At 62.9% G+C, this 17,468-nt stretch carries 18 protein-coding genes; 3 read left to right on the top strand and 15 right to left on the bottom strand.

All coding sequences use genetic code 11. The annotated features are described in order from the left end of the window. Positions 1-86 precede the first annotated feature (86 nt). The 3 genes from zwf to NDI87_RS04365 all read left to right on the top strand — a co-directional run bounded on the left by zwf (position 87) and on the right by NDI87_RS04365 (position 3,377). Positions 87-1,541 (top strand): glucose-6-phosphate dehydrogenase, encoded by a 1,455-nt coding sequence (gene zwf / locus NDI87_RS04375; protein WP_296273581.1) that lies wholly within the window; start codon positions 87-89, stop codon positions 1,539-1,541. Next, positions 1,535-2,383 carry an SIS domain-containing protein gene (locus NDI87_RS04370; protein ID WP_296273580.1) on the top strand — a complete coding sequence of 283 codons (849 nt, stop codon included), beginning with the start codon at positions 1,535-1,537 and terminating at the stop codon, positions 2,381-2,383. Before zwf ends, NDI87_RS04370 begins: the two co-directional genes overlap by 7 nt. A gap of 70 nt (positions 2,384-2,453) precedes the next feature. Beyond that, entirely contained in the window at positions 2,454-3,377 is a 924-nt protein-coding gene (locus tag NDI87_RS04365) for a LysR family transcriptional regulator (protein ID WP_296273579.1), read from the top strand. Positions 3,378-3,387: 10 nt separating this feature from the next. On the opposite strand, the gene NDI87_RS04360 is transcribed toward NDI87_RS04365, so the two are convergent. The 15 genes from NDI87_RS04360 to NDI87_RS04290 form a co-directional block, all read right to left on the bottom strand. Further along, complete coding sequence (locus NDI87_RS04360) at positions 3,388-4,899, bottom strand: ATP-binding protein (protein ID WP_296273578.1); 1,512 nt, start codon at positions 4,897-4,899, stop codon at positions 3,388-3,390. Beyond that, positions 4,896-5,555: a response regulator transcription factor gene (locus tag NDI87_RS04355; protein WP_296273577.1), complete on the bottom strand. Its 660-nt coding sequence runs from the start codon at positions 5,553-5,555 to the stop codon at positions 4,896-4,898. Before NDI87_RS04355 ends, NDI87_RS04360 begins: the two co-directional genes overlap by 4 nt. A gap of 23 nt (positions 5,556-5,578) precedes the next feature. Beyond that, complete coding sequence (locus NDI87_RS04350; protein ID WP_296273576.1) at positions 5,579-6,226, bottom strand: tetratricopeptide repeat protein; 648 nt, start codon at positions 6,224-6,226, stop codon at positions 5,579-5,581. A gap of 16 nt (positions 6,227-6,242) precedes the next feature. Further along, entirely contained in the window at positions 6,243-7,034 is a 792-nt protein-coding gene (locus tag NDI87_RS04345; RefSeq protein WP_296273575.1) for an SDR family oxidoreductase, read from the bottom strand. Positions 7,035-7,044: 10 nt separating this feature from the next. Further along, a complete protein-coding gene (locus NDI87_RS04340; RefSeq protein WP_296273574.1) occupies positions 7,045-7,698 on the bottom strand; it encodes an iron-containing redox enzyme family protein in 654 nt (217 codons plus the stop codon). A gap of 14 nt (positions 7,699-7,712) precedes the next feature. Beyond that, positions 7,713-9,167, bottom strand: a complete 1,455-nt coding sequence (locus tag NDI87_RS04335; protein ID WP_296273573.1) for an AMP-binding protein — start codon at positions 9,165-9,167, stop codon at positions 7,713-7,715. Further along, entirely contained in the window at positions 9,157-9,858 is a 702-nt protein-coding gene (locus tag NDI87_RS04330) for a thermostable hemolysin (RefSeq protein ID WP_296273572.1), read from the bottom strand. Before NDI87_RS04330 ends, NDI87_RS04335 begins: the two co-directional genes overlap by 11 nt. Positions 9,859-10,079: 221 nt before the next feature. Continuing rightward, positions 10,080-10,340: a PsiF family protein gene (locus NDI87_RS04325; RefSeq protein ID WP_296273571.1), complete on the bottom strand. Its 261-nt coding sequence runs from the start codon at positions 10,338-10,340 to the stop codon at positions 10,080-10,082. A 119-nt stretch (positions 10,341-10,459) separates the two neighbouring features. Next, positions 10,460-11,518 (bottom strand): DNA polymerase III subunit delta, encoded by a 1,059-nt coding sequence (gene holA / locus NDI87_RS04320; RefSeq protein WP_296273570.1) that lies wholly within the window; start codon positions 11,516-11,518, stop codon positions 10,460-10,462. 9 nt (positions 11,519-11,527) lie between these two features. Then, the gene (gene lptE / locus NDI87_RS04315) at positions 11,528-12,076 is read right to left on the bottom strand and encodes an LPS assembly lipoprotein LptE (protein ID WP_296273569.1); all 549 of its coding nucleotides are present in this window, start codon (positions 12,074-12,076) and stop codon (positions 11,528-11,530) included. Between the two features lie 3 nt (positions 12,077-12,079). Beyond that, entirely contained in the window at positions 12,080-14,860 is a 2,781-nt protein-coding gene (leuS, locus tag NDI87_RS04310) for a leucine--tRNA ligase (RefSeq protein ID WP_296273568.1), read from the bottom strand. Between the two features lie 55 nt (positions 14,861-14,915). Further along, complete coding sequence (locus NDI87_RS04305) at positions 14,916-15,347, bottom strand: biopolymer transporter ExbD (protein ID WP_296273567.1); 432 nt, start codon at positions 15,345-15,347, stop codon at positions 14,916-14,918. A gap of 8 nt (positions 15,348-15,355) precedes the next feature. Next, positions 15,356-16,006 (bottom strand): MotA/TolQ/ExbB proton channel family protein, encoded by a 651-nt coding sequence (locus NDI87_RS04300; protein ID WP_296273566.1) that lies wholly within the window; start codon positions 16,004-16,006, stop codon positions 15,356-15,358. After that, positions 16,003-16,818, bottom strand: coding sequence for a 4-hydroxy-tetrahydrodipicolinate reductase (dapB, locus tag NDI87_RS04295; RefSeq protein WP_296273565.1), 816 nt, complete (start codon positions 16,816-16,818; stop codon positions 16,003-16,005). Before dapB ends, NDI87_RS04300 begins: the two co-directional genes overlap by 4 nt. 9 nt (positions 16,819-16,827) lie before the next feature. Then, positions 16,828-17,268, bottom strand: a complete 441-nt coding sequence (locus tag NDI87_RS04290) for an outer membrane protein assembly factor BamE (RefSeq protein WP_296273597.1) — start codon at positions 17,266-17,268, stop codon at positions 16,828-16,830. Positions 17,269-17,468 lie beyond the last annotated feature (200 nt).

Here is a 17,468-nt window from a genome sequence, read left to right as displayed (position 1 = left end):
ATGATTATGCAAAAACAATGAAACTAAGTTACATTACGGGTTCATTTTTTTGGCTCTATCCCTTAACCCCAAATCTGATTTTCCATATGAGTTTTGACCTTGTCCTCTTTGGCGGCACCGGCGACTTGTCCTGGCGCAAACTGATGCCCGCGCTGTTCCAGGCCTTCAAACACGGCACCCTGCCCGAGGGTGCCCGCATCATTGGTGTTGGCCGAGATGACCTCAGCGACGAGCGTTACCGCGCCCTGATCCTTAGCCGCTTTGACCAGGTGGATCTGGCCAAACGTCCGAGTCCAGAGGAGTTCGAGCGCTTTTCCAGTTTGCTGGAATTTGTCAGCATGGACCTGTCCAAACCCGCGCATTACGCTTACCTCGGCAACAAGCTGGCACAGCGCCAGGCCGACACCGTGGTGATGTACCTGGCCACCGCGCCCACGTTGTTCACCACCATCGTCGAGCAATTGGCAGCCGCCGGCCTGAACACACCGCAGACCCGCGTGGTGCTGGAAAAGCCGCTGGGCCATGACCTGGCCAGCAACCGCGCCATCAACCGCAGCGTGGCCCAGGTGTTCAGCGAGAAACAGGTGTTTCGCATCGACCACTACCTGGGCAAGCCTGCGGTGCAAAACCTGTTTGCGCTGCGTTTTGGCAACGCCCTGTTTGAGCCGCTGTGGCGGCGCGAGCACATTGCCAACATCCAGATCACCATTGCCGAAGAACTGGGCGTGGAAAAGCGCGGGGTTTTTTACGAGACCACCGGCGCGCTGCGCGACATGGTGCAAAACCATGCGCTGCAACTGCTGTGCGCGATTGGCATGGAGCCGCCCATCAACTCGCACGCCGATGCCATTCGCGATGAAAAGCTCAAGGTGTTGCGCTCGCTCAAGCCCTGGACCGCCGAGACCCTGGTGCAGGACGTGATTCGCGGCCAGTATGGCGCCGGCGCCATTGGCGGCGCCGCGGTGGCCGCCTACCGCGACGAGTTGGGCGTCAACCCAAGCAGCCAGACGGAGACTTTTGTCGCGCTGCGCACCGAGATTTCCAACTGGCGCTGGGCCGGCGTGCCGTTTTACATCCGCACCGGCAAGCGGCTGGCCGGGCGCGATGCGCGCATCGTGGTCAATTTCAGGCCCACGCCACATGCCATTTTCAACTCGCAAATCGGCATGGCCAACCGGCTGGTGATCAACCTGCAACCCAAGGACGGTCTGGAGCTGCACCTGCTGGCCCAGGGCCAGGACAACCGCAAAAACTCCCACACGCTGGCACCGGTGCAACTGGACCTGGACTTTGACAAGCGTTTTGGTGGCGAGCGCGTCGGTGCCTACGAGCGCTTGCTGCTGGACGTGATCGACGGTCGCCTGAACCTGTTCGTGCGCAGCGACGAGCAGGAAGAAGCCTGGCGCTGGGTCGAACCCATGCTGACCCACTGGCAGACCGATACCCAGGGCCCGCGCCCCTACGCCGCTGGCACCTGGGGCCCCAGCGCCACCAGCGCCATGATTGCCCGCGACGGCTTTTGCTGGGCGGAAGAATGTTAGACCGTATCAAAGCCTCCATGCCTTCGCTGGCCCCGGCTGAACAGCGCGTGGCCAAACTGGTGCTGAGCGACCCGCGCAGCTTTGCCCTGCTGCCGGTGAGTGAGCTGGCCGACCGCGCCCATGTGAGCAAACCCACGGTGGTGCGTTTTTGTCGCAGCGTGGGCTATGACGGCCTGAGCGACTTCAAGCTCAAGCTGGCCGGCAGCGTCAGCGAGGGCGTGCCTTTTATTCACCGCAGTGTCGATGTGGACGACAAAACCAGCGACATCATGGTCAAGGTCATCGACAACACCGTGGCGGCCTTTCTGAAATACCGCAACGACGCCTCCTCCGGCGCCATCGACAAGGCGGTCGCCGCCCTGCTCAAGGCCTACCATTCTGGCCGCCGGATTGAGTTCTTTGGGGTCGGTAATTCGGGTGTGGTGGCACAGGATGCGCAGCACAAGTTTTTCCGGCTTGGCATCAACGGCGTGGCCTACAGCGACGGCCACATGCAGGTGATGAGTGCCTCGCTGTTGCAACCGGGCGACTGCGTGCTGGTGATTTCCAACTCGGGGCGCACCCGTGATCTGATGGACTCCTGCGACATTGCACGCAAGAACGGCGCCACCACCATCGTCATCACCGCCAGTGGCTCGCCGCTGGCTTCGGCGGGCGATATTCATGTGGCTGCCGACCACCCTGAAGGCTATGACCGCTACAGCCCGATGGTGTCGCGCCTGCTGCACCTGATGATCATCGACATTCTGGCCACCTGCGTGGCACTGCGCATTGGCAGCGACAAGCTGCAGCCGCTGTTGCGCGACATGAAAGACAACCTGCGCAGCAAGCGTTACACCTGACGTCAACGCCTATCTTCATTGTTAACATGTGGTTTCAGGACCGGACCCATTCCGGCCCCGGCAGACCAACATGAGCAAGCTCAAACAACTCGAAACCTTTGTCGCGGTGGCGACGCGTGGCGGCCTGACGGCTGCGGCCAAGGCCGAGGGCGTGGCACCGGCCATCATCGGGCGACGCCTGGATGCGCTGGAAGAGCGGCTGGGCGTGAAACTGCTGGTGCGCACCACCCGGCGTGTCAGCCTGACACATGAGGGCGGCGCATTTCTGGAAGATTGCCAGCGCCTGCTCACCGACCTGGCCAATGCCGAGGCCAGCGTGTCGGCAGGCGGCATCAAGGCCAACGGCCATTTGAGCCTGACCGCCCCGGCCGGCTTTGGCCGCCGCCATGTGGCACCGCTGGTACCCCGCTTTCGCGCGTTGCACCCGGAAGTGAGCATTTCACTGAACCTGAGCGACCGCGTGCTGGACCTGGCAGCCGAGGGCTTTGACTGTGCCGTGCGCGTGGGTGAGATGCCCGACTCATCGCTGGTGAGCGTGCGCCTGGCCGATAACCGCCGCCTGTGCGTGGCCACCCCGGGCTACCTCAAGCGCCACGGCACGCCACGGCAGCCGCATGACCTGACCCGCTTTGACTGCCTGACGCTGTCCAGCGAAGCCTCGCAAAACCGGGGCTGGGCCTTTTCTGTGCCGCAAAGAGAAAGAGTGGAGGTAGTGCACGTCAAAACCGGGGGTCCGCTGAGTTGCTCCGATGGCGAGGTCTTGTTTGACTGGTGCCTGGCGGGCTACGGCATTGCCTGGCGCAGCACTTGGGAAGTGCAGGCCGAGATCGCTTCAGGCGCGCTGGTGCCGGTGCTGGAAGACTTTGCCGCGCCACCCAACGGGATTTACGCCGTGTTCCCGCAGCGCAAGCATCTGCCGCTGCGCGTGCGGCTGTGGGTGGACTACCTGAAAGAACAGTATGCCGGCCCGGGGTTCCGGCAGTCGCCGGCCTGAATCCAAGCCGTCAAGTCGCCCCGGCTGTGAACGATTGAGCCACCCCGGCGGGTGCTGGCCGCACGGCAGCCCCCCGGGGCCAGCGAACGCACACCTGCAGGCCGCCCTGCGTGCTGTCGCCCAGGCTTATGCGCGCAAAGTGCAGTTCAACGATGCGCGCCACAATGGCCAGGCCAAGCCCGGCCCCCTGTGCCGGGCCCTGGCGAAAAAATGGCTCGAAGACCTGGCCGCGCAGTTCGGCCGGAACGCCCGGACCGCTGTCTTGCACGCACAGCGTCACGGCATCTGATTCAGCTAGCAAGGAGACCAAGACCTGACCGCCCTCGGGCGTGTGCTGAACGGCATTACTGACCAGGTTCTGCAGCAGCACATCCACGCAATGCGCATCGGCAAGAAGGTGCCAGTCTTCTGGCCCGGACGCCTCCAGCGTCAGCTCCTGCTGGCGGCCCAGCGCCAGCGGCGTCAATTCTGCGAGTTGCTCGCGCACCCGCACCAGCATATTGATGACTTGCAGGTCCAATTCGGCGGCGCCCGGCTCGAGTCGCGCCAGGGTCAGCAGCTGCTCCACCACGCGGGTGGTGCGCAACACGCTGCTGTCAAGCTGCTTCAAGGCCTCGCTCCGATCGGCGGCATCCGGCGCCTGGGCCGCGTTATGGACCTGGATACGCAGCACCGCCAGCGGGGTTCGCAGCTCGTGCGCGGCATACGCCAGAAAGCGCCTTTCCCGGGCCAGTAATTCGTTGACATGCACCAACAGCCGGTTGATCGAGGCCACCATGGGGTCCAGCTCGATCGGCACCGGCCCCACAACCAGCGGCAACAGACTGTCGGGCGCACGCGATTTCAGCAAGCGCACCATGCCTTCCAGCGGGCTCAGGCCCCAGCCCACGGCCAGCCAGACCAGCAACGCCACCAGCGGCAGGCCAAGCAGGTCGGGCACCAGGCTGCGCCAGGCAATTTTGGCAGCCAGCTCGCCCCGCACATCGGTGCGCTCACCCACCAGGATCCAGAGGTCATCGGTCTGGTCATGCAGCAGAAACAGGCGCCAGTCATGCTGGCCCAACTCGACATCTCGAAAACCCGCCGCGACACCGGCCAGCGCGGGCACAGCGGCACCCGAGACCGGCTGGGGCGGCGCGGCCTGCCTGAACTGCGCCAGAGGCAACTGGGCAAAGGAACTGACCGGTGAACTGACCGAATGCAGCAAGGTGGCACCCTGTCCATCCATCACCAACACACCCAGCTTGCCTTCGTACTCGTGCGCGTCGATGCCCCCCTGGCCAACGCCGGCTTGCCCACCGATCGCCTCGTCGAGCGTGGCCTGCAGCGCCAGGCGTTCGGCTAACCCCATATCCCGGCCAATCAAGCCAGCCACCAGACGCGCGGTTTGCAGCAACTCGGCGTCGAACACTTCTTCGACCTCGTGGCGGGCGTCGCTGTAGCTCCAGTAAGAAATGAACGACAAGGTCAGCCCCAACAGACCCAGGACCAGCAACAGGATGCGCCGGCGGATCGAGTTCATGCCTTGTCCACCATGTAACCCACGCCTCGCACGGTCCGGATCAGGTCGGGATGAAGCTTCTTGCGCAGGTGGTGAATATGCACATCCAGGGCATTGCTCTCCACCTCTTCGTTCCAGCCGTAGAGCACCTGCACCAGCTTGTCACGCGTGTGCACTCTGCCCGGCTGGCTCAGCAATTGGTGCAACAGCAGGTATTCCTTGCGCTGCAGCACCACGGGCTGTCCCTGGTAACACACCCGATGGCTGGCCGGATCCAGGCTGATCTCGCCATGCACGAGGAGGGGCTGGGGGCGTTGAAAGCTGCGCCGCAACAGGGCCCGCATGCGGGCCTGAAGTTCATCCACGTCGAAGGGCTTGACCAGATAATCGTCGGCACCGGCGTCCAGTCCGGCAATCCGATCGCTGGTGCTGTCACGCGCTGTGAGCACCAGCACCGGGATCGGATTGTGGGCAGAGCGCAGGGCCTTGAGCACCTCCAGACCCTCCATCCGGGGCAGTCCGAGGTCAAGCACCGCCAGATCGAAACTCTCGTGCGTCAAGGCGTGCAGGGCGCTCACGCCATCCTGCAACCAATCCACGGTGTAACCCTCGGGCTTGAGGGCAATGCGTATGCCATCGCCCAGGGCGACGTCATCTTCCACCAGCAGAATGCGCATGTGCTTCCGTTCTCTCGATGTATTCAGAGCTTTTCCTGAACGACTTTGAGCAGTTCACGGGTCTCGGCACGACGGCCTTCGTCGGCGATAGCCCGCCCGGGCCGGTCAGCCGCCCTCAAGGTTTTTTCCAGGAACGTCTTGGCCTCTTTATAACGCTTCTTGCGCTGCAGGAAGTCGCCATAGAAATAATTGGGGTCGATGCCGTCGGGATTGAGCGCGAGCGCCTGCTTGAGCAGGGCCTCGGCCTTGGCATCGTCACCGAAACCGAGCGACCACCCCGGCACCTGGTAGTACAGGCTACCCAGGCTGGTGTAGGCCGAACCCCCGAGAACCTGGGCATCGAGCTGGATGGCCTGCTCCAACTCGAGCTTGGCCTGCTTGACCAGGTCGAGCGCACCCAGCCCCCCCTTGGCGCCCGCGTAGGTGCCCAGCACAATGCCGTGCCAGACCCGCAGTTCAGCCGCCGCAGGCTCGGCGGTCACGGCACTGGCCGCGAGTTGCGCCAGTTCGGCGAAGGCACCCTCGCGCTGTTTGGCCGGGAGCTGGTAATTGACCTCGGCCCAGCGGCCCTGGATATGTTCGAGCCTGAGGCGGCTGGCGTCACTGAGTGCCAGCGCAGGCAGGCTGCTCAGGACCAACAGGAACATAACAATACGGCGACTGAATTTCATCAAATTTTCCTTGAGGTTAGGGTTTCACACGGGCCAAACGCTGGATCAGCGGCAACTGCTTGCGCAGCGCCTGATCGACCATGCGCGGCAGCAAGCTGTTGAGACGAACAAAAAATTTCTCGGGCCAGCCAAGGTAAAGCTCTTCGCGCTCCCGCTCAATGGCCCTGACGATCTGACGCGCCACTTCCTGCGGATCATCCATGGTCACCTTGAGCTGGCGGTTGAGCTCAACCACCGGCGCGGCGTTCATGCTGGTCTGGGTGGCGCGCGGCGCCACATACAGCACTTTCACATGGGTGTCGGCCAACTCGCGGCGCAAGGCCTCGGAAAACCCCCGCACCGCAAACTTGGTGGCGCAATAAGCTGCAAAGCCCGGGTAGCCGATGGAGCCGAAAGTGGAGCCCACATTGACCAGCAAGGCGTTCTCCTGCTGACGCAGCAGCGGCAACACATGGCGGGTCAATTGCAGGGTGGCGGTGACATTGAGTGCCACCATGTCGGCGATGGCCTCGTCATCCTGGTGTTCGAGCAAGCCGAACTGGTTGACCCCGGCCAGATTGATCAGGCCATTCAGACCACCAAAATTGCGGGCGGCCGCCAGCACGGCGTCACGCCCTGGCCGCTCGCGCAGATCGGCAAAGACCAGCTGCACCTGGCCAGGAAACCTGTGCACCAGCGCCTGCAGTGCCGCGCTTTGTCGGCCCACCAGAAGTAAATGGGCGCCGCCGGCGCAGAGCTGCTCCACCATGGCCTGGCCGATGCCGCCACTGGCGCCCGTCATCAAAAAGCGGGAGGTTCTCAATTGCATGGATGGCCTTTCAGTTTGACAGGGGCAGCGTGCGGAACATCTCGCCATAGAGGCGGTAGACGACCCGGGCGGTGTGGACCACGGCGGTCTTGTCGTCCTCGCTGTCAAGTCGATTCATCAGGTTCTCAAACAACTTGATGTGCTCCAGGTCGAGGCTGCCATGCGAGGCGAGGTAGCTGAAGGCCTTGTTCGGCAGCCCCAGGCTGGTCTGAAGGGTGCCGGCCGCGCGGGTGGCCAGGGCGATGCTGGTGCCCTCAAGCACGTTGACCATGCCGAAGAAGCTGACCGGGTTGTGCCTGGCGATGCGGTCGTAGACGTAGCTCACCATCAACTCGGTTGGCATGGCCGGCAGGCTGTGGCGCACCGCATCGGCATCGGCGCCGCAGGCGGCAATGTCGTTGAGGATCCACTCGTCATGGCCATACTCCTCGTCGATGTACTCGGCCACGGCCGCGCGCAGCCATTCGAGTCGATCAGGCAAACGCGCGCCGCACGCCATGAGCAAAGGCACGGTGTGCTTGACGTGGTGGTAGGCCTGGGTCAGGAAGGCCACGTAACTGGCGCGGCTGACCTGGCCGTTGATGGCCTGCGCAATGATCGGGGCGCTGAGCAGGTACTCGCGTTCTGTGGCGGATTGCGTCTGGATTTGATCGAAAAATTTCATCGGTCTTCACTGGTTTAGTTGGTTTCAGCTGTGGCGGCAAAATGCCCCTCGTAATGCGCCCAGAGCGCGGCACGGCGCAAGCGGCCGTTGGCGGTGGCCAGGCCATTGGCCGGGCTGAAAGCGTGGTCGGCGCGCAACCAATGCTGTACCCGCGCATAGTCCGGCAGACTGGCGTTCACGCGCACCACCGCAGCGCCCAGTTCGGCGTCGCTGAGCGCCGCATCACGCGGCACCAGCACCGCCAGGTTGCCGGGAAGCGCCTCGCCGTGGACCCAGGCCTGGGCAATGGCGGCTTGCTGCGTCAGCTCGGCCTCGACCCATTCGGGATTCACGTTGCGGCCATAGGCGGTGATGAACTGGTGCTTCTTGCGCCCGTGCAGCACCAGAAACCCGTCCTCGAAATGCCCCAGGTCGCCGGTGGCAAGCCAGTCGTCGCCGGTCGCTGCCTCCTCCAGGTAGCCGAGCATGCGCGCGCCACGTACCAGTACTTCACCATCAGCCGCCAGACTGACCTGCAGGTGTGGCAAGGGTCGTCCCACGGCCCCGATGCGTCGATGCTGCGGTGTATTGAGGCAGACCACCGAGGCACATTCCGACAAACCGTAGCCTTCGAACACCGGCAAACCCAGGGCCTCGGCCCGCAGCAGCAGTTGCTGTGCCACCCGGCCGCCGCCCACTGCGACGAAGCGCAGGCTGGCAGGCAAGGCCATGCCGCGCTCGGCCGCACTGACCAGCGCCATCAGCAGCTGCGGCACCAGAATCAGGCTGCTTGGCGCAATGGCGAACACACTGGCCAGCAAACGTGGCAAGTCCAGCCCGCTGGCGCCTTGCAGCCCGATGTCGGCCATGGCACGCAACTCGACGCGGGCACCGGCCAGCAGCGGGGTGTAAATGCCGGCAATATTCTCCAGCAGGGTGGCCAGGGGCAACACACACAGGTGGCGATCGGTAGCGCAAGCACCAGTGGCCTGGCGCAGACTCTGCGCCACGGCGAGCTGCGCCCCGGCATCCAGGCAAACGCCCTTGGGCTGGCCAGTCGTGCCCGAGGTGTAGGTGATTTTCCGGGTGCCCTCGGCCAAGAGCGGCACCGTAACCAGCGCGCGCTGTGCGATGTTTGGGCGGCAGGTGGCAAAGCCGCAGCGGCTGGCCAGTGCCTCTGGTCCACCGATCAGGGTGTCGACGCCGGAGCTTTCCAGCACGTGGGCCTTCTGGCTTTCTGAAAAAAAGTCGGGCACAGGAACGCAGACCCGTCCGGAGAACAGCAAAGCGAGGTCCCACAGCACCCAGTCAATGCTGTTGTCCAGACAAAGCGCCACACGTTGCGCCTTGAGCTCGACCAGCTGGGCCATGCGTTGCTGAACATCAGCCAGCAGTTCGACGTAGCGCAGCGTGTGGCTGCCATCGGACAAGGCGACGTGGCTGCCATGGGCGGCCAAGGCCTGCCAGAAAGCGCGGAGCTCAGGCCGCATGCTGTAGCCCTCGTGACGCGGAATGCAACGGAAATATGTCTTTAGCTGGCTGCGCTTCGGCCAGTTGCCGGTGCGCCGGCAGGATCTCGCCAAACACCACCTGGGGTTGGCTGTCGTAGTAGCGGCCCCACTCGGCCAATGACTCACCCATGCGCGCCGGATCGGCCAGCCCCAGCGATTGCGGCGCCAGTCCGAGACGGTAAAAGCTGTTGAGCAGTTCCCGGGTACCGGTGAACGTCACCCAACGAAAACCCTGCAGGGCCAACAGGCGCGTCAGCTTGACGATCAGGGTGCGGGCCGTGCCCACACCCTCGGCTGCCAGGTTGCCCACCTCCACGATCTGATGGCGTTTCACCTGAACGCCACTTCGCGCAAAGATGGCCTGCTCGATCGGGACATCCAGGTAGCGCTCGAGAAACAGCACGCCACTGGCGGCCGGACGGCAGCCTGCGGCACCGTACAGGGTCCCGTCGTCGGACTGCAAGCCGAACAGCTGAGGCATGAAATGCGAAATCTGCGCCCGGTGCGTCTGGTTAAAACGGCGCCGGATGAAGTCCATCGCTGCCCGTTGCTCCGCTTCTTCGCCCAGCGGCACCAGTTCTAGGCGACGCCTGGCCTGATGCCCTGCCCGCCACAACGACAGACCCGGTCCGGGCCTGGACCATTCTGAAAAATCTTTTACTGATGTCATGGCGCCGATATTGGCAGGCCAGCATTAGCAGAAGATTAACCCGGGCGAAATAGTTGGAAATCCTGCGCCTCAGGCGCTTGCCTGGTGCTGCCATGAAAAAACCCCCTGAACATTTTGGGTTCGAGGGGGCAGCAGGGATGCTGACAACCGGGATTTATCACCTCAAGTGGCCCCCGGCATCGCGCCACTGGCGGCTTTTTTGACCGACTTTACCGGACGGCTCAAGTCTTGTTGCTGAGGCAGCTTTTCATGAAGGCTTTGCGCTCGTCGCCCTTGAGTTTTTTGTCACCAGCTGCCTTGTTGCAGGTCGTCATTTTGTTCTGTTGGGTACTTTTTGCCGCAGGTACCGCAGGTACCGCCGGTGTAGCCGGTGTAGCCGCACTAGCAGGCTTGGCAGGGGCAACCGGGCTTGCGGCAAAGGCACTGCCCAGGGACAGGGACAGTGACAGACTCAGACCCAATAGTGACAGAAACTTTCTCATGCTTACTCCTTTGTTAAAGTGAACAACAAAACCCCGGCCGGGGTTCCTGCTCACGGCGCATCATGGAACCTGTTGGTTGACACCACGCTGACACGCCAATGTCGGGCGGCCTCAATCTGTCAACCAGGTTTATGTGGCGCACAGGCCCGGCACAGGCGCAACGCCAACAGCTGCAATGCCTGCCAGGGCTCGACAGGCCAGTCAGGCCGCTTGAGACCTTTGACCACACCATCCACCTGGTGGGCATCTTGCAAAAAACCGGTCAACATCGCTGCGCTCAAGCGTGGCACCACCCGTTCGAACAGGCGCTCCTTGTTGCCCCAGACCCGCTGTTCGCGCAAGGCCATGGGCAGCGGACTGCCGCGGCTGATGGCATCCTTGACGCGTTTCAGGGCGCGAATGTCTTCTGCCAGCGTGTAGTGCACCAGCACCTCGGCCTCGCCTTCGGCCTGCAGGCCATCGAGCATGCGCTGCACGCGCGCGGGCTGGCCTGCGAGCACCGCCTCGCTGAGCTTGAAAACGTCATAACGGGCCACGTTGAGCACGGCACCCTCGATTTGCTCAAAACTCAATTCACCCGCCGGATGCAACAGTGCCAGCTTCTGAATTTCCTGGTGCGCAGCCAACAGGTTGCCCTCGACCCGGTCGGCAAAAAATTGCAGTGTGCGCTGACCTTCGACACCCGCCACCACGCGCTGTCCCTGGGCCGCCAGGCGCTGGGCAATCCACTGCGGCAGCGCAGCACGCTCGATTGGGCTCACTTCGAGCGTGACACCGGCTTCGAGGGCGACAAACCAGGCGCTGGATTTGGTCGCGCGGTCAAGCCGGGGCAGGATCACCAGCGTCAGCATGCTGTCGTTGCCCTGTGCCGCTTGCGCCAACTGTTGCAAGGCAACGCTGCCTTCCTTGCCAGGCTTGCCGGACGGGATGCGCAATTCAAGAATTTGCTTGTCGGCAAACAGGCTGAGGGACCCCCCTGCTGCCAGCACCTCGCTCCAGTCGAAGTGGGCACCCGAGACGGTGTGGGAACTGCGCTCGGTAAAGCCCTGGGCGCGAGCTGCCAGACGAATGGCATCGAGCGCCTCCTGGATCAGCAGCGGCTCATCACCATGCAGCGTGTACAGGCTTTTCAGGCCTTTTTGCAGGTGCGCGGCAAGCGAGGCAGTCTGGATTTGCATGGGGCCAGGTCAATCCAGTTGACCCGGTTGAATGGCGGCCAGCCGGCGCAGGATTTGTTGCACGATATCGGACTGCATGTCGCGGAACAGCAGCGCTTCTTCGGCTTCTTTGGCCAGCGCCGCCGACTCGTTGTAGCTGATGTCGCGCTGTTGCACGATGTCGTCGCCCTCAATGATTTCCTTGCCCAGGGCGGTTCGCAGCTGCAAGCGCACCCGCATGCGCAGCTGCAGTTCACGCACTTGCCCCGAGGCGTTGACGCCGACCACGACTCTATCGCGCTGCTCGTTGGCCACATTCAGCACCAGTTGCGCTTGCGCGATGGGTGCGTCAGCGGCCAGCACCTGCACGGCCGAACCGAAGGCGCGGCGCAGCTCCTGCACCACGCCACCGCCGGGGTGGGGCAGGATAGCGATGCGTTGAAAGGCAAAAGCCTGACTGCCGCGCAAACGGAAGCCGCAGCCTGCCAGCCCGACGCTGACGGCCGCCAGGCCGGCGGATTGCATCAGGGCACGACGTGTCGTGCAGATCGAAACAGCCATGGAGGTGCGGGGCAACATGGCTTAAAGCACCAGATTGATCAGGCGCCCCGGCACCACAATCACTTTTTTGGGGGCCGCACCGTTGGCAAATTTCTGGAACATCTCATGGGCCAGGGCAGCCTGTTCGATGCCGGCCTTGTCGGCCGTGGCGGGGACCAGAATCGAGCCGCGCAGCTTGCCATTGACCTGCAACATGAGTTCGATCTCGTCTTGCACCAGCGCGTCAGGATCGACCCGGGGCCAGGGTGCATCGAGCAGATCGCCCAGGGCTGCGGCATAACCCAGCTCGGACCACAAGGCGTGCGTGATGTGCGGGGTAGCCGGGTACAGGCAGCGCAGCAAGATGCCAAAACCCTCGACCAGCGCGACCTGAGCGCCGGCCGACTCGACCGCCTTGACGACCGGCGACGGGCCGCCCCTAGCCGGGAGGACTCCCTCGGGGGGCAGCGAGGACACGCCAGTACCAAGCGTGGGGGCAAAATTCTCCAGCGCATTGATCATCTTCATCGCGCCACTGACCACCGTGTTGTACTGCATGCGCTGGTAGTCGTAATCGACCTGTTTGAGAACGGTGTGGATCTCCAGGCGCAAGGCTTTGGCCTCCTTGCCAAACGCCACCGTTTTCAGGCTGCCGTCGGCGTTCAGGCTGGCATTGACAGCATCCCTCGCGCTGGTCGACAGCTTGACACCGAAGTTCCAGACCCGGCGCAGGAAGCGGTAACTGCCTTCGACCGCCGCGTCGTTCCACTCCAGCGTGGCCTCGGGCGGCGCGGTGAACATGGTGTACAGGCGCGCCGTGTCGGCACCGTATTTCTCAATCAGGTCCTGCGGATCGACGCCATTGTTCTTGGATTTGGACATGGTGCCGACGCCTTCGTAGTCGATGGCCGTGCCCACCTGCAGATCGCCCACCGCGTTCCTGAGCCTGGCGCCGGTCACCTTGCCGGCCTCGTCGAGCACGTTTTCAACATCAGACGGCCAGAAATAATCCTTGCCGCCCTTGTCTGTTCTGCGCGAGTAAATGTGGTTCAGCACCATGCCCTGCGTCAGCAGCTTGGTAAAGGGTTCGTCAACCTTGACCAGCCCGAGGTCGCGCATCACCTTGGTCCAGAAGCGCGCATACAGCAGGTGCAGGATAGCGTGCTCGATGCCGCCGATGTACTGGTCCATCGGCATCCAGTAGTCAGCGCCCTCGGCCACCATGTTGTCACGGTTGGTCGGGTCGCAGTAGCGCATGAAGTACCAGGAACTGTCGACAAAAGTGTCCATGGTGTCGGTTTCGCGCCGCGCCGCCTTGCCGCAGATCGGGCAAGTGACACCGGCGTGGAAGCCTTCGTGTTTCACCAGCGGGTTGCCGGAACCATCCGGAATGCAGTCTTGCGGCAGCACCACCGGCAGGTCCTGCTCGGGCACCGGCACGGCGCCATGCTCGACGCAATGGATGATCGGAATCGGCGTGCCCCAGTAACGCTGACGCGACACGCCCCAGTCGCGCAGACGCCAGGTCACTTTTTTCTCGCCCAGGCCAAGCGCCACCAAGTCGAAGGCCACGGCGTCGACACAGTCTTTGAACTTCAGGCCGTCGTACTTGCCGGAGTTGATGGCGACGCCCGCGCCTTTTTCGGCATACCAGTCGTGCCAAACGGTCGTGTCGAAAACTTCTGAATTAGCCGCCACCACCGGCTTGATCGGCAGGTCATATTTCAGGGCGAAGGCAAAGTCGCGCTCGTCGTGCGCCGGCACGCCCATGACGGCGCCGTCACCGTAGCTCATCAGCACATAGTTGCCGACCCAGACTTCGACCTGGTCGCCGGTCAACGGATGCCTGACAAACAGGCCGGTGGCCATGCCCTTTTTCTCTTGTGTGGCGAGTTCGGCCTCGGTGGTGCCGCCGTGCGCGCATTCCTGGATGAAGGCGGCCAAAGCTGGGTTGCCGGCGGCCGCCTGGGTGGCCAGCGGGTGCTCGGCCGCCACGGCACAAAAGGTGACACCCATGATGGTGTCGACCCGGGTCGTGAACACATACATGCGGCCATCGCCAATCAAGGCGCCGGAAGCGTCCCTGATGTCATGGGTGAAGGCAAAGCGCACGCCCTCGGACTTGCCGATCCAGTTTTCCTGCATCAGCTTGACACGCTCGGGCCAGCCCGGCATGCTGTCGCCGGTGACGTTGGCCAGCAGTTCTTCGGCGTAATCGGTGATCTTGAGGTAGTAGCCCGGAATTTCGCGTTTTTCAACAACGGCGCCGGTGCGCCAGCCCTTGCCGTCGATCACCTGCTCGTTGGCCAGCACGGTCATGTCGACCGGGTCCCAGTTGACGACCTGGGTCTTGCGGTAAGCAATGCCACGCTCCAGCATTTTCAGGAACAGCCACTGGTTCCATTTGTAGTACTCGGGTGTGCAGGTAGCCACTTCCCGGCTCCAGTCGATGGCCAGGCCCATGGCCTGCATCTGCTGTTTCATGTAGGCGATGTTCTCGAACGTCCATTTCGCCGGCGGCACACCGTTTTTGAGTGCCGCGTTTTCAGCGGGCAGGCCAAAGGCATCCCAGCCCATCGGCATCAGCACATTGAATCCCTGCATGCGCAGCTGGCGCGTCAGCATGTCGTTGATGGTGTAGTTGCGCACATGGCCCATGTGCAGCTTGCCACTGGGGTAGGGCAGCATGGAGCAGGCGTAGAACTTCTTTTTGGGCTTGCCGTTGACGTCGACTGCGTTTTCAGTCACGCGGTAAGCGTCGAGGGCACCCCAATGGGCCTGTGCAGCGGGTTCAACATCAAGGTGCGTGTATTTGTCTTGCATGGCGATCTGAAAATGCGGCCGCTGGGGCCGCTATGGCGTGAAATAGGGCTTGATTTTAGGGTTTGGCAGCCGCTGCAGGCGCATCTGCGACGAAGCCGATGCGATTCAAACCTGCGCTCTGGGCCGCACCCATGACCTCGACGATGCGGCCATAGGGCACGGTTTTGTCGGCGCGCAGCAGGACTTCGGTCTGCGGATTGGCCTGGGCCGATTGCTGGAGTTGGCGCACCAGCACGTCCATGGCCACGGCCTGGTCTTGCCAGAAGGCCTGCCCGGAGGCGTCCACGATCACGGTCACCGACTGGGGCGCATCGCCCGCCTTGGCAGCCTCGGTGGTGGGCAAGTCAAGCTTGATGGAACTGGCCAGCAGCGGCGCGGTGATGATAAAAATCACCACCAGCACCAGCATCACGTCAATCAGTGGCGTCATGTTGATGTCGCTCATGGGCTGCGCACCCAGGGAACGGTCCAGACGGCCAAATGACATGGCCGGCCTTAGCGCGCGAGCGCCCCGCTGCTGCCGAGCTCGCGCAGGTCGCGGGCGAAGCCTTCGAGCTCGGCCTCAAGCCGCGCCACCGCCCGGCCCAGCACGTTGTAGGCCAGCACGGCCGGGATGGCGACGAGCAGGCCCGCGGCCGTCATGATCAGCGACTCGCCCACCGGACCTGAAATTTTGTCGATCGTGACCTGGCCCACGCTGGCGATGCCAATCAGCGCATGGTAAATGCCCCACACGGTGCCGAGCAGACCGACGAATGGCGCCGTGGCACCGATGGTGGCCAACAGGACCTGGCCGTGCTGGAGCCTGGCGAGCGCGGCATGCAGGGCATTGCGCAGCACGCGGGTCAGCTGCTGGGCGCGGTCGCCCTTGCTGGCCAGGGTTTGATTGGCTTCAAGGTGGGTCGAAAGCACCAGCGGCAGGATCAGCGACTCCCGGTCAAATGCCCTGATTTTCTGGACGGCATCAGCCACCGAACCGGCTTGCCAAAAAGCGGCAATGCAACGCACCACGTCGGCATTGGCGCGCCGCAACAACCATGTTTTCCAGAGAATGACGACCCAGCTCGTCACCGACATGGCCAGCAGCAGCAGCGTGACCGCGCGCGCCAGGGCATCGCCTTGCAGGAATAGCTGCGCCAGATTCATTTGAGCTTGAGCACGTCGGACATGTCAAACAGCCCGTTTTTGCGGCCACTCAGAAAACGCACCGCGCGCAAACTGCCCTGGGCGTAAGAGACCCGGCTGGAGGACTTGTGGCTGATCTCGATGCGCTCGCCGGTGCCGGCAAACAGCACGGTGTGGTCGCCCACGATGTCACCGCCGCGGATGGTGGCAAAACCAATGCTCGAGGGATCGCGTTCGCCAGTCACCCCATGGCGGGCATAAACGGCACATTCCTTCAGGTCGCGGTCGAGCGCCCCGGCAATGACTTCGCCCATTTTCAGGGCAGTGCCCGATGGCGCGTCGACCTTGTGGCGGTGATGCGCCTCGATGATTTCAATGTCATAGCCGGCATTGAGCGACTTGGCCGCCATTTCCAGCAGTTTGAGCGTGACGTTCATGCCCACGCTCATGTTGGGCGCCAGCACGATGGCGATGTCTTTGGCGATCTCGGCAATTTCCTGTTTTTGCGCTTCGCTGAAACCGGTGGTGCCAATGACGGCATTGACGCCCAGCTCGCGACAGACCTGCAAATGCGCCAGCGTCCCTTCGGGACGGGTGAAATCGATCAGGGCCTGGGCATGGTTCAAGCCGGTGTGCAGGTCAGCGCTGATGGCAATCCCGCTGCTGAGTCCGAAAGCAGCCGCCGGGTCCAGGCCGACGGCAGGGCTGGAGGCGACATCGAGCGCGCCGCTGAGCTGGCAATCGTCTGAACGGCAAATGGCCTCGATCAGCATGCGGCCCATGCGGCCGCTGGCACCGGCCACACAAATGCGGTGAAGTGGGGAGTCAGTCATGGTCAGGAATCAGTTGGCGCTGCTTTCCAGCGGCGGGTAGCTCGCTGGCAAGGGCGGCAAGGGTTTGAGTTCAGGTTGCACGGCAACAGCCGTGGCCTTGAGGCTTTCTTCGGACATTTCCAGCACAGGAACCTTGCCGGTTTTGCGGCCGGAGTCCAGCGAGGCAACAAACTCGGCCTCGCTTGGCAACACATCCGCTTCAATCTTCACCAGACGATCGCCATCGAAAAACACGGTGACCCGGCGCGATTGCGGCTCAACGCCCTGACGCTTGAAGGTAAAGACATAGTCCCAGCGATTGGTGTGAAACACGCTGACCAGCAGAGGCGTACCCAGAATGTCTCGCACCTGCAAGCGGCTCATGCCCTCCTTGAGCGCATCAGCTTGCTCACGCGAGACAAAATTGCCTTGCACAATGTCAATTTTGTAAGGTGTGATCACATTGACCATGCGGTTGCTGGCTTGATCCAGACTGCCACACGCGGTCAAACCGACAAGCAAAAAGCCTGTCAAACTCAAGCAAAAAGGACGAACCAGAGATTTGGACATGGGCTAAGTGGGTAGCAAAGAATCGTTGCATTGTACTGGTTACCCCCTCGGGGACGTGCGCGCCAGACCAGCCCGTGCGTCCTGCTGTCAGCCAGGATCAT

This window comes from Rhodoferax sp. (genome assembly GCF_023701345.1).
Lineage (GTDB): Bacteria > Pseudomonadota > Gammaproteobacteria > Burkholderiales > Burkholderiaceae_C > Rhodoferax.
Note: the sequence above shows the minus strand (reverse complement) of the source record. Positions and strands in the feature narration are given on the sequence as shown.